The organism is Winogradskya consettensis (genome assembly GCF_018332715.1).
Classification (GTDB): domain Bacteria; phylum Actinomycetota; class Actinomycetes; order Mycobacteriales; family Micromonosporaceae; genus Actinoplanes; species Actinoplanes consettensis.
Map to the genome: position 1 here is coordinate 81,761 of NZ_BOQP01000043.1, position 11,528 is coordinate 93,288.

Consider the following 11,528-nt stretch of genomic DNA (forward strand, 5'->3'; position numbering starts at 1 on the left):
CGCAGCGGAAATCAGTCGCGGAACTCTCCGGACGGCGTACCCGTAGAGGTCTGTTTTGCCTGCTCAGCCGCGCGCAGCTCGACCCGGCGGATCTTGCCGGAGATCGTCTTGGGCAGGTCGGCGAACTCGAGGCGGCGGATCCGCTGGTAGGGCGACAACTGCGCCCGGGAGTGCGCGAAGATCGCCTGCGCGGTCTCGGCGTCGGCGGCCCACCCCTCGGCGAGCACGACGTACGCCTTGGGCACGTTGAGCCGTAACGGATCGGGCGACGGCACGACCGCGGCCTCGACCACCGCCTCGTGCTCGATCAGCACGCTCTCCAACTCGAACGGCGAGATGCGGTAGTCGGATGCCTTGAACACGTCATCGGTACGCCCGACGTACGTGATGTAGCCGTCCTCGTCCCGGGAACCGATATCGCCGGTGTGGTAGTAACCGCCTGCCATCGCCGTGGCCGTCAGCTCCTCGTCGCCGTGATAGCCGACCATGAGCCCCAGCGGCCGGGGGTCGAGCTCCAGGCAGATCTCGCCCTCGTCGGCCGGCTCGCCGGAGTTCGGGTCGATCAGCGCGACCCTGTACCCGGGGACCGGCCGGCCCATCGAACCCGGGCGCACCGGCTGGCCTGGCGTGTTGGCGATCTGCACGGTGGTCTCGGTCTGGCCGAAGCCGTCCCGGATGGTCACGCCCCAGGCCTTGTGCACCCGATCGATGACCTCGGGGTTGAGCGGTTCACCGGCGCCGACGACCACCCGCGGCGGGGTGCTCAGCGCGCTCAGGTCGGACTGGATCAGCATCCGCCACACGGTCGGCGGCGCGCAGAAACTGGTCACGCCGCAGCGCTGCATCTCGCGCAGCAGCCGGGCGGCGTCGAAGCGCGTGTAGTTGTGGATGAAGACGCAGGCCTGGGCGTTCCAGGGGGCGAAGACGTTGCTCCAGGCGTGCTTGGCCCAGCCCGGCGAGGAGATGTTGAGGTGTACGTCGCCGGGCCGCAGACCGATCCAGTACATGGTCGACAGGTGACCCACGGGGTACGAGGCGTGCGTGTGCTCGACCAGTTTCGGGCGCGCGGTGGTGCCCGACGTGAAGTAGAGCAGCAGGGTGTCCGTGGAGTGGGTGGCGGCGTCGGGAGCAAAGTGCGTGCTCTGCGCGTACGCGTCGGAATAGGTCTGCCAACCCGGAACCGGCTCCCCCACGCTGATCCGCGTGACGGCCGGGTCAACGCCCGCGAAGCGGGGAGCGGCCGACGCGAGCGCGACCACGTGCTGGGCTCCGCCGCGGGTGACCCGGTTGCGCACGTCGGCCTCGGCCAGCAGCGGGGTCGCGGGGATCAGGACGGCGCCGAGCTTCATGACGGCGAGGATGGTCTCCCAGAGCTCGACCTGGTTGCCGAGCATGAGCACGACCCGGTCGCCACGCGCCACGCCCTGTCCGCGCAGCCAGTTGGCGACCTGGTCGGAACGCCGGGACAGCTCGGCGAAGGAGAACTTCTGCTCGGAGCCGTCCTCCTCGACGATCCAGAGCGCCGGGTTGTCGTTGCCCTCGGCGATGACGTCGAACCAGTCGAGCGCCCAGTTGAAATCGCCGAGCTCCGGCCAGCGGAACCGCTCGTACGCGTCGGCGTAGTTCTCGCGGTGCTCGACCAGGAAGTCGCGGGCGGCGCGGAACGCCGTCGTACCCTCAGCCGCCATGTTCGTCTCCTCAGCCGGTGCCTGCTCAGCAGCCTAACTGTGAAATCGTTTACTCAATCGGCGGTCACCGGCGCGTTCATCTCGCGGGACGGCGACTCCCGCTGCGGGAGCACCGCACCCTCCGCCTGCGCGCGGGCCAGGGCGACCGGGAACGCCCGGGTCGACCTCCACAGCCCGTGGATGAGCCGGAGCTCGAAGATCAGCAGCAGCACGCCGGCCACCACCGCGAACTGCAGGATCCATCCGGTGAGCGGGCCGATGATGAAGACCGTCATCTCGTACTCGATGCCGCTGAACAAATGGGTGCGGATCCGACGTTCAGCGAGAAACTGCCTCACCCGCGCACGAGGCCCACGCGGGACTGTGGCCACTGTTGGAACAGGCCCGCCACGAGCCTCGAGGATCTGCTCGCGCATCGTGGTGCGCACCTTGGCCATCTGCTGGCCGTTCAGGTAGCGGAAGAGATCAAGGAAGATGACCCCGAGCATGACCCACAGGTACGCGACCGAGCCCGTTCTCGCGTACTGCCCGCCGAACAGCGCGCACGCGCAGATGAAGACGCGCACCCGGTCGAACATGAAGTCGAGCCAGGTCCCGAACATCGACCCCGTCCCGTTCAACCGGGCGATCTTGCCGTCCATGCAGTCGACGATGAAGCTGACGTGGAACAGCAGCGCCCCCGCCACGACCCACCAGCGGTCCTGCAGCAGGAAGCACGCCGCGGACCCGAGCCCGAGCAGCGTGGCCACGGCGGTGAGCACGTTCGGCGTGATCCACCGGTAAGGGGCGACGAGCCACACGAGCCGCGCAGCCACCGGGTCCACGAGCAGGACCGTCCACCAGGCATCCCGGACCTTGTAGGTCTGCTCACGGATCTCCCGCAGCGATGATCGTCGCACCATAGCCCTCTCAACGCGCGTGATGTACCTTTTGTCAGGTTACCGGTAGTCCTGAATTTGTCAGGCCGCAACGAGCACCGGGCATAGTAAAGTCCGTTGATGGATGTCGGTCGATCTCTTGACCCAGACCCGGCCCCGGTCCATTACGACGACGAAGAGCTGCCCTCGCGTACGCTCACCGGCCCGATCGGTCTCGGTGTGTCGATCGTCGCCTTCGTCGTCGCCCTGCTGGTGCTGTTCCAGGTCTTCCGGCCGCTCGCCCAGGGGAGCCAGTTCTACCTGATCATTTTCCTGGCGGGCACCCTCCCGCTGGTGTTCCTCGGCTACCGCAGCGGTCTGCCCGGTTCGGCCCGCGACCGGCCCACGCCCGCCGACTGGGGGCTGGCCGTTCTCACGCTGCTGGTCTGCCTCTACCCGGTCGATCCCTTCACCGGGGGGTACGACGGGTTCCTCGACCGGCAGGGACTGCTCGACACCCCGGACGTCATCGCCGGGTCGGTCATGCTGCTCCTGGTCGTGGAGGCCTGCCGGAGAACCACGGGCCTCGCGCTTCCGATCGTCTGTCTGGCCTTTCTCGGGTACGCGTACTACGGCGGCCTGCTCCCCCAGAACTGGAGCATCGCCCACTCCGGTCTCGACTTCGCCCAGATCGTCGACGCGCTCTACAACTCGGGCAGCGGCTTCTACGGCACCCCGCTCGACGTCGCCGCCAGCTACATCGTGCTGTTCACCATCTACGGCGCGGTGCTCGACCTCTCCGGTGCGAGCCGGTTCTTCGTCGACCTGTCGGTGGCGGCGTTCCGCAGGTCCCGTAGCGCGGCCGGGCGCACCGCCGTCGCCGCCGGTTTCCTGCTGGGCACGGTCTCCGGCTCGGGCACGGCGACGGCGGTCAGCGTCGGCGCCGTCACGTGGCCGTTGCTGCGCCGCGCCGGATACCCACCGGAACAGGCGGGCGGGATGCTCGCGGCGGCGGGGGTCGGCGCGATCCTCTCCCCGCCCACGCTCGGCGCGGCCGCGTTCATCGTCGCCGAGTACCTCGACGTCTCCTACCTCACGGTGCTCGGCTGGGCGATGATCCCCACGCTGCTCTACTACCTGGGGATCGTGCTCGCGGTCGAGATCGATTCGCGGCGGTTCGGCGTACGCCCGGTCGAGGCCCCCGACACCAGCGCGCGGCACCTGCTGCTCCGCTCCGGCTACCACTTCTCGTCCCTGGTGCTCATCGTCGTGCTGCTCGCCGTGGGCCAGAGCGCCACCCGCGCGGTGGTGTACGCGACGCTGGCCGCCGTCGCGCTGTCCTTTCTCGACCGGCGCTCGTGGCTGACGCCCCGGCGCCTGTTCACCGCGCTCGCCGCCGGCGTACGAGGTGTGCTCGCCGTGGTGGCGGTCTGCACCGCGGCGGGCATCATCACCGCGACCACGACGAAGACCGGCCTCGGCGCGCAACTCGCGTCGCTGCTGGTCAGCGGTGCGCGGGCGGTCACCGACAACCCGACGGCGGTGCTCGCGCTGACCGTCGTCCTGGCCGCGGTGGCGCTGGCGGTCCTCGGGCTGGCGGTCCCGGTGACCGCGAGCTTCATCATCGGCTGGGTGATCATCGGCCCGGCGCTGCTCGGGCTCGGCGTCTCCGCGCCGGCCGCCGCGATGTTCGTCTTCTACTACTCGGTGCTCTCCGAGGTGACACCGCCGACCGCACTGGCCGCCGTCGGGGCCAGCGCGATCACCGGCGGCAGGACCGTCCCGACCATGTGGCAGGCCCTCAAGTACGCCCTCCCGGCATTCCTCGCCCCGATCGCGTTCGTGCTGACCGGCCCGGGCGAGCACCTGCTCGGCCGCGGCTCGTTCATCGACATCCTCTGGACCACCGCGGTGGCCGCACTCGCCGTCGGCGGGCTCGCGATCGCCACCGGCGGCTGGGTGCCCGGCATCGGAGCGGCCGGCGTGCCGAGCCGAGTCCTGGGTGGCCTCGCCGGCGTACTCCTGCTCTACCTCGCCCCGGTGACGATCGCACTCGGCGTGGTCGCGCTCGGGCTCGCTCTCATCCTCAGGAGGAAGAACCATGCGGAAAGTGTTGGCACTAACGGCGACTAGCGCACTCATACTGACCGGGTGCGGCGGGAAACAGGACGCCGTCCGGACCGACACCGGCGACACCGTCACGTGCGAGGTCGCCGAGGAGACCCGGATCGGCATCGCCACCGGCAACGCGACCGGGGTCTACTTCGCGCTCGGGAACGCGTACGCGCAGCAGATCGGCACCACCGCCGGCGGGAAGGTCAAGGCGACGGCCTCCGAGACCGGCGCCTCCGTGCAGAACATCCAGCAGCTCGTGGCCGGGAAGTTCGACGTCGCGTTCTCCCTCGCGGACAGCGCCGCCGACGCGGTCAACGGGTCCGGCAGCTTCACGGCCCGCCAGCCGGTGTCGGCACTGGCCCGCATCCACACCAACTACACCCAGGTCATCGTCCGCAAGGCGGCCGGCATCACCGACGTGAAGTCGATGACCGGCAAGCGCGTCTCCACCGGCTCCCCGAAGTCGGGCACCGAGGTCATCGCCAACCGCGTTCTCACCGCGGCGGGCCTGGACCCGGCCAAGGACATCAAGGCTCAGCGTCTCGACCTCACGAAGACGGTCGACGGGATGAAGGACGGCTCGATCGACGCGCTCTTCTGGTCGGGCGGGCTGCCCACCCCCGGCATCACCGACCTGCTGACCACGTCGGGCGACCAGGTCCAGTTCCTCGACATCACGCCGCAGCTCGCGGCCCTCAAGACGATCAATCCGGTCTACGAACAGGGCACCATCCCCGCGGCCACCTACCGGACCGCGGCGGACATCAAGACCGTCGTGGTGCCCAATTTGCTGCTCGTGCGTCAGGACCTCGACGCGGACGTGGCGTGCGTACTGACAAAGGCTCTTTTCGACCGTAAGGCCGAGCTGCAGCAGGCCAACGCGGCGGCCAAGGAGATCGACCTGTCCACCGCCCGCCGCACCGACCCGATCGGCCTGCACCGCGGCGCCACCAAGGCCCTCGACGACCTTGGCGCACCCGCCTAGTAGTTGACGATCGGAGCGTGCGCCGGAACGGGGGCCGGAGCCTTGAACTGCAGGGTGTCGCGAACGTTCTTCTGCACCGCCACCGCGGCGAACAGCGTCATGGCGAACGCGAGACCGTAGAAACCCTTCTCGCTGAGCGCCATCCCGCTGTTCCACAGACCCACCACCAGCATCAGTACGCCCAGAGCCACCACAGCCCACGACAGCCCCAGATACAACGCGGAGACCGGCAGCCCGTCCGCCCGATCGCGCACCGACTTCTGCAGCGACACGGCGGCGAACACACCCAGCACCAGAACCGCGGCGTAGAAACCCTTCTCGCTCTTGGTCATCGTGGCGTTCCACAGCCCCACCGCGAACGACAGGAAACCGATGAAGAGAACGGCCCACGAGGCACCGACGAACGCGGCGGTGGGCTTGCTGGCGGAAGAAGGCTGGTTGACCACGGGACTCTCCGAACGGGGGTAGGAACTGATAGGCACAGCCTGCGCGAACCCCGTCACACAATCGTGAGTAGTGGTACTCAACGGTTGGTTGCAATGGCGCCAGTAATGTCACTCGGCATGAAGTTGCTTGAAAACGTAGTCATGGTGCCGTCGGCCGCGGACGAGATCCGGTCGGTGGTGATCACCCCGGTCGGGCAGGGGCCCTGGCCGGGCGTGCTGCTCTACACCGACATCTTCCAGCTCACCGAGTCGACCCTGCGGACCGCGCGGCGGCTCGCGTCGTACGGCTTCATCGTGTGCGTCCCCGAGATCTACCCGCACGGCGACCTGGCCGGCGTAGCCCTGGAGTTCGACGACGCCGGCAAGCAGGCCGGGATGGCCGGCGCCGCCGCCACCTCCATTGCCGACTTCGACGCCGACCGGGTCGCGGTCCTGGACTACCTGGAGAACCGCAGCGACACGACAACCCTGCTCGCGACGGGCTTCTGCATCGGCGGCCACCTCGCCTTCCGCGCGGCGTTCGACCCCCGGGTCGCGGCGACGGTGTGTTTCTACCCGACCGGCCTGCACAACGGCGCGCTCGGAGCCGACGCCGACGCGGGCTCACTCGCCCGGGCCGCCGACATCCGGGGCCCGCTGCTCATCGTCTTCGGCTCGCAGGACCCGCACGTCCCGGCCGATGCCAGGATCCAGATCATCTCCGAGTTGTACGCCGCCGGCCTCGACGATCTCGAACTGCACATCTACCGCGGAGGCGAGCACGCCTTCATGCGCGACATCGGCGTACGCCACGACCCGGTCCTGACCGACCTCGCCCTCACCGAAGCCGTCACCTTCTTCCAGGGCCGCTGATTCTTTCCGGGCTGCTCAGGATCGCCGTGGTCACCGACGCGACGTCCGCCGGGGTGAGGTGGATGTCGAGGATCGCGCGGGTGATGCCGTAGTTGTTCGCGTAGAAGTTCTCGAAGTCGACCCGGCGACTCCGCAGCGTCTCCTCGACCGGGGTGAAACTGTCCACCCGGTCGGCGAGGGGTGCGCAGCGGATCGTCGAGGTCGACCGGCGGCAGGCTGAGGATCCCGGCGCGGGCGATCTGCTGGGCGGGATCGTCGTCCCAGAGCTCGAGCTCCCACCCCGGCCACGCCACCGGCCCCACGATTCCGCCACTGCTGCTCGTGACAGCCGACACACTGTCTGTGACCTGAAGATCCAGTGAGCCTCTGTTCGTAGTCCCGCGTACGGGGTAACGAATAGGGCACAGTCGCACCGGCCCCGGGGAGTCAATGTGTTCGGGAACAAGCAGACAGTCGCCGACCAGTTCGTCGAGGTGTTGGTCCAAGCGGGTGTCACACGGATCTACGGCATCGTCGGGGACAGTTTGAACGCGCTCAGCGATGCCATCCGGCGCAGCGGTGAGATCCAGTGGGTGCATGTGCGCAACGAGGAGGCCGCGGCGTTCGCGGCTTCGGCGGAGGCTCAGCTCACCGGGAAGCTCGCGGTGTGTGCGGGCAGTTGCGGGCCGGGTAACACGCATCTGATCCAGGGCGTGTTCGATGCGCACCGGTCGGGCGTACCCGTGCTCGCCATCGCCTCGCAGATCGCCTCGGGCGAGATCGGCACGGGCTTCTTCCAGGAGACCGACCCGAAGCGACTGTTCGAGCAGGCCAGCCACTGGACCGAGGTGCTCTCCAGCCCGGCGCAGATGCCACGGATGCTCCGGGTGGGCATCCAGGAGGCGGTCGGCAAGCAGGGCGCCGCGGTGATCGTCGTGCCGGGTGACGTGCTGCAGGGCGAGGCCGTGAACGCGACCGGGGAGACCGCCGCCGCGGTGGGGCGCGCGCTGCCGACGCCGCCGGCCGAGGTGCTGCAGGAGCTCGCCGACCGGCTCAACGGCTCCCCCAAGGTCGCGATCTTCGGGGGGATCGGCTGCGCCGGCGCGCGCGAGGAGGTGCTCGCCCTGGCTGCCGCGTTGAACGCGCCCGTCGGGCACAGCCTCAGGGGCAAGGAGATTCTTCAGTACGACAACCCGTACGACGTCGGCATGTCCGGTCTGCTCGGTTATGGGTCCTGCTACGAGGCGTGCAACGAAGCGGATGTGTTGCTGCTGCTGGGCACCGACTTCCCGTACCGCGCCTTCCTGCCGCAGCAGAACACGATCCAGGTCGACATCGACCCGTCCCGGCTGGGCCGGCGAACGGTGCTGGACATGGGCATCGCGGGTGACGTCGGCGCCACGATCCGGGCGCTGCTGCCGCTGCTGAACCCGCGCGAGGACGCCGACTTCCTGCACAAGATGCTGAAGAAGCACGGCGAGAAGCTGGAGCAGACCGTCGAGGCGTACACGCACGACATCGAGCACCTGACGCCGCTGCACCCCGAGTACGTCGCCACGGTCCTCGACGAGGAAGCCGCGGACGACGCCGTATTCACCGCGGACACCGGCATGTGCTGCACCTGGATCGCCCGCTACATCAACCCGAACGGCCGCCGACGGCTGATGGGCTCCTGGGTGCACGGCACGATGGCCAACGCGCTGCCGCAGGCGATCGGCGCCCAGATGGTCGACCGCGGCCGGCAGGTCATCTCGATGTCCGGCGACGGCGGCCTGGCGATGCTCCTGGGCGAGCTGCTGACCGCGAAGACGCACGCCCTGCCGGTCAAGGTCGTCGTCTTCAACAACTCCAGCCTCGGCATGGTCCGCCTGGAGATGATGGTCGACGGCGAGCCACCCTTCGAGACCGACCACGACGCCGTCGACTTCGCCGCGATCGCCCGGGCCGCGGGCTTCCACGCCGTACGCGTCGAAAAGCCGGACGAACTCCGCAGCGCCCTGCGCTCGGTCCTCGACCACGACGGCCCTGCCCTGCTCGACGTGGTGACCGACCCGGACGCGTTGTCGGTCCCGTCGCACATCACCGCCGAGGAGGCGAAGGGCTTCGCGCTCTCCATCGGCAAGACGGTGCTGGGCGGCGGGGTCGGCTCGATGCTCCACCTGGCCCGCACCAACATCCGCAACATCCCGCGTTGAGAAATCCGCAACATCTCCGGGCCTGGCGGCCATAGCTGGATGTGATGACGCAGACGGGGCCGACCGACCAGGACCTCTGGACCGCGGTGGCCGCCGGGGACGAGGCCGCCTTCGGCACGCTGTTCGACCGGCATTCGCGGGCGGTCTACAACCATGCCTTCCGGCTCTGCGGCTCGTGGAGCGTCGCCGAGGACATCACCCAGGCGACGTTCCTGGCCGCGTGGCGCAAGCGCGGGACGGTGCAGCTCGCGCTCGACACGGCGCTGCCGTGGCTGCTGGTGGTGGCGGGCAACTGTGCGCGGACGGAATGGCGGTCGGCGCGGCGGTTGCGGGCCCTGCTCGGCCGGCTGCCCGCCGAGCACGACCCCGACCCCGCCGACGACGTCGCCGGTCGCCTCGACGACGAACGCTCGATGGGCACGGTCCTTGCAGCCGTACGCCGGCTGCCTCGCGCTGAACGGGAAGCCGTCGCGCTGTGCCTGTGGTCGGGTGTCGGCTACCCGGAGGCCGCTGCCGCTCTGGGCATCACCGAGGTCGCGGTCCGCTCCCGCGTGAGCCGGGCCCGGGCCCGGCTCAGCACCCTGCTCGGCGCCACTCTCACGGAGGAACAGCGATGAACGACGTGCTCAAGCCCCCCGCCGACCGGCACCTGCCGCCGGCCCGCGCCGCCCGGATGCGTACGGAGCTGATGACCGTCGCCCGGGGCCCGCGAGTTCACCGGCGGCGGCTGCTGGTCGCGACGGCGGCGGTGCTCGCCCTGATCGCGGGGGTCGCCGTGGTCAAGCTGGACACCGGCCGCACCCAGATCCTCGCGATGAGCAGCGCGGAACTTGACCCGTCGCTGCGTCGCGCAGTCCGCGACTGCCTGGAACAGATGAAACCGCGCGACGACGGAGGCCCGCCGCTGGAGTTCGTGCCCGTCGCGCCGGCAGACGTCACCATCGCGTCCCGGCGCGGCCCCTGGATCGCCGTGCTGTTCCTCACCCAGGACGGCTACATGGCCTGCGACATGCACATGAAATTCGGCAAACTCCAGTCGAGCAGCGTGGGCGGCGAAGCCTGGCCCCACCGCGACTACCTCCCCGGCCCCGTCCAGCGCCTCAGCCTCACCTCGACAGAAGCCGACGGCGGCTCGGTGTCGGTCCTCGGCCGGGTCAGCGCCCGGGTCGACCGCCTGATCCTCGAACACGGCAACGGCCGCACCACCACCGCCCGGATCAACAACGGCGCCTTCGGCCTCATCTCCCTCACCGAAGACGTCCGCAAGAACGCCCAACTGGTCAGCTACGACGCCACAGGCACCGAGATCGACCGCCGGCCCCTCTTCACCTACTCGCAGAACTACCCACACTGCTACACCGACCCGACCGGCACCGTCATCTACGGCACCCCCGGCCCCGCCTGCCTACCCGCCGACCCCTGGACCCCCTGACCAGCCGGCGTCCCGAGCCCCTGATGCGCTTGCAGTCAGGGGGACAGTGCCCTCGGCCCCCGCAGCTGGCCTTGGTGGCGGCCTCGGGTGCGATGCCCGCCGCCGGTGGGATGTTGCCGAGTTTCCTGGTGTCGACGTGGATCAGATCGCCTGGAAGGTCGTGCAGGGACTTGCGTCCGGTCGGCCCAGCGTTTCGCGGTGGTGGGGGCTGGCCTGGAAGCGTTCCACGGCTCTGCGTAGCGGCCAGCTCCGCTTCACCCAGAGGTCCTCATCCGTGCCAGGCAATCCGCGCTGTTACCAAACGTCCGTGGTCAGAACGGTTAGATGTTGCGCTGAGCATCAGGATGCGACAACTTCATGCGGTGTAGCTCGTCAAATCCGGACAATAATGCCTCGGCACAAATCATATGTTTCCTGGCCAGACATGAATGGCCCACGCTTGACGACTGACGCCGCAGAATGTTGCGGTAGCGCGGGTTTCGACGCAACTTCGTGCCCCGCGACCAGAGCCCTGCCATCTGCTGCCAATGAATCGAAGACTCAGGACGCCAGGTCGACCAGGATTTTCCTGAGGATCATGGAATTCCGGCCGCCGCTCTCCTCCACATCGGAGAGCGCGGCCAGCATCTTCTCCGCCGCCCCGAGCAGCGCAGTGCGCAGCACGGCCAGCGGCACCGACGTCGTACCCAGGCACTCGTCCCCGTCCTGCATCCCCCTGATCAGGATCAGGTCCCGCTCAGCGGCCCTCTGATAAACCAGATCAAAGCTGCCGTCGAAGCAGAAAGAGCGCGCTTCGCCGGCTCCGTGCCGCAGCTCCTTGTACGCCGTGGCGGCGGCGCCGAGCATGGAGAGTGGGAGGTCCGACCAGCCCACCTCCGGGAACGCCGTTCCGTCGAGCAGGAACCAGGCGCGTCCCGAAGGTGACAGCGGGAACGGCTTCCGGCCGGGCTGGAAGTCGCGGAAGACCAGGTCGAACAAT

Annotated in this window: 11 protein-coding genes and 1 pseudogene; 6 read left to right on the forward strand and 6 right to left on the reverse strand. The window is 69.0% G+C overall.

Features of this window, described 5'->3' with window-relative positions; genetic code table 11:
- Positions 1-11 precede the first annotated feature (11 nt).
- Positions 12-1,688 (reverse strand): AMP-binding protein, encoded by a 1,677-nt coding sequence (locus Aco04nite_RS35325; RefSeq protein WP_213001580.1) that lies wholly within the window; start codon positions 1,686-1,688, stop codon positions 12-14.
- Between the two features lie 53 nt (positions 1,689-1,741).
- A complete protein-coding gene (locus tag Aco04nite_RS35330) occupies positions 1,742-2,590 on the reverse strand; it encodes a CDP-alcohol phosphatidyltransferase family protein (protein WP_213001581.1) in 849 nt (282 codons plus the stop codon).
- 96 nt (positions 2,591-2,686) lie between these two features.
- On the opposite strand from Aco04nite_RS35330, the gene Aco04nite_RS35335 reads away from it, so the two are divergent.
- Positions 2,687-4,678, forward strand: a complete 1,992-nt coding sequence (locus tag Aco04nite_RS35335) for a TRAP transporter permease (RefSeq protein ID WP_213001582.1) — start codon at positions 2,687-2,689, stop codon at positions 4,676-4,678.
- Positions 4,647-5,645 carry a TAXI family TRAP transporter solute-binding subunit gene (locus tag Aco04nite_RS35340; protein WP_213001583.1) on the forward strand — a complete coding sequence of 333 codons (999 nt, stop codon included), beginning with the start codon at positions 4,647-4,649 and terminating at the stop codon, positions 5,643-5,645. The genes Aco04nite_RS35335 and Aco04nite_RS35340 overlap by 32 nt, the downstream gene beginning before the upstream one ends.
- Here the strand turns inward: Aco04nite_RS35340 and yiaA are convergent.
- Positions 5,642-6,091 carry an inner membrane protein YiaA gene (gene yiaA, locus Aco04nite_RS35345; RefSeq protein WP_213001584.1) on the reverse strand — a complete coding sequence of 150 codons (450 nt, stop codon included), beginning with the start codon at positions 6,089-6,091 and terminating at the stop codon, positions 5,642-5,644. The two genes, Aco04nite_RS35340 and yiaA, sit on opposite strands and share 4 nt — an antisense overlap.
- A 117-nt stretch (positions 6,092-6,208) precedes the next feature.
- Here yiaA and Aco04nite_RS35350 point away from each other — a divergent pair, with 117 nt between their 5' ends.
- Entirely contained in the window at positions 6,209-6,943 is a 735-nt protein-coding gene (locus tag Aco04nite_RS35350; protein ID WP_213001585.1) for a dienelactone hydrolase family protein, read from the forward strand.
- Here Aco04nite_RS35350 and Aco04nite_RS35355 read toward each other — a convergent pair.
- Positions 6,921-7,109 (reverse strand): hypothetical protein, encoded by a 189-nt coding sequence (locus Aco04nite_RS35355; RefSeq protein ID WP_213001586.1) that lies wholly within the window; start codon positions 7,107-7,109, stop codon positions 6,921-6,923. The genes Aco04nite_RS35350 and Aco04nite_RS35355 overlap by 23 nt on opposite strands.
- A 265-nt stretch (positions 7,110-7,374) precedes the next feature.
- On the opposite strand from Aco04nite_RS35355, the gene Aco04nite_RS35360 reads away from it, so the two are divergent.
- The 3 genes from Aco04nite_RS35360 to Aco04nite_RS35370 are packed head-to-tail and all read left to right on the forward strand — an operon-like array spanning position 7,375 to position 10,549.
- Positions 7,375-9,117, forward strand: a complete 1,743-nt coding sequence (locus Aco04nite_RS35360; RefSeq protein ID WP_213001587.1) for a pyruvate dehydrogenase — start codon at positions 7,375-7,377, stop codon at positions 9,115-9,117.
- Between the two features lie 44 nt (positions 9,118-9,161).
- On the forward strand, positions 9,162-9,734 hold the full coding sequence (locus tag Aco04nite_RS35365; RefSeq protein WP_244876525.1) for an RNA polymerase sigma factor: 573 nt from the start codon (positions 9,162-9,164) through the stop codon (positions 9,732-9,734).
- Positions 9,731-10,549: a hypothetical protein gene (locus Aco04nite_RS35370; protein WP_213001589.1), complete on the forward strand. Its 819-nt coding sequence runs from the start codon at positions 9,731-9,733 to the stop codon at positions 10,547-10,549. Before Aco04nite_RS35365 ends, Aco04nite_RS35370 begins: the two co-directional genes overlap by 4 nt.
- Positions 10,550-10,614: 65 nt before the next feature.
- Here the strand turns inward: Aco04nite_RS35370 and Aco04nite_RS50295 are convergent.
- Together Aco04nite_RS50295 and Aco04nite_RS35375 are read right to left on the reverse strand one after the other, a co-directional pair.
- A pseudogene (locus tag Aco04nite_RS50295) lies at positions 10,615-10,712 on the reverse strand (IS481 family transposase); the annotation flags it as partial.
- Between the two features lie 377 nt (positions 10,713-11,089).
- Positions 11,090-11,527 (reverse strand): hypothetical protein, encoded by a 438-nt coding sequence (locus tag Aco04nite_RS35375; protein ID WP_213001590.1) that lies wholly within the window; start codon positions 11,525-11,527, stop codon positions 11,090-11,092.
- Position 11,528: the final 1 nt, after the last annotated feature.

Bases quoted from the DNA above. Each gene is read 5' to 3' on its own strand.
- Aco04nite_RS35325 (WP_213001580.1), bottom strand. From the start codon at position 1,688: ATGGCGGCTGAGGGTACGACGGCGTTCCGCGCCGCCCGCGACTTCCTG.
- Aco04nite_RS35330 (WP_213001581.1), bottom strand. From the start codon at position 2,590: ATGGTGCGACGATCATCGCTGCGGGAGATCCGTGAGCAGACCTACAAG.
- Aco04nite_RS35335 (WP_213001582.1), top strand. From the start codon at position 2,687: ATGGATGTCGGTCGATCTCTTGACCCAGACCCGGCCCCGGTCCATTAC.
- Aco04nite_RS35340 (WP_213001583.1), top strand. From the start codon at position 4,647: ATGCGGAAAGTGTTGGCACTAACGGCGACTAGCGCACTCATACTGACC.
- Aco04nite_RS35350 (WP_213001585.1), top strand. From the start codon at position 6,209: ATGAAGTTGCTTGAAAACGTAGTCATGGTGCCGTCGGCCGCGGACGAG.
- Aco04nite_RS35365 (WP_244876525.1), top strand. From the start codon at position 9,162: ATGACGCAGACGGGGCCGACCGACCAGGACCTCTGGACCGCGGTGGCC.
- Aco04nite_RS35370 (WP_213001589.1), top strand. From the start codon at position 9,731: ATGAACGACGTGCTCAAGCCCCCCGCCGACCGGCACCTGCCGCCGGCC.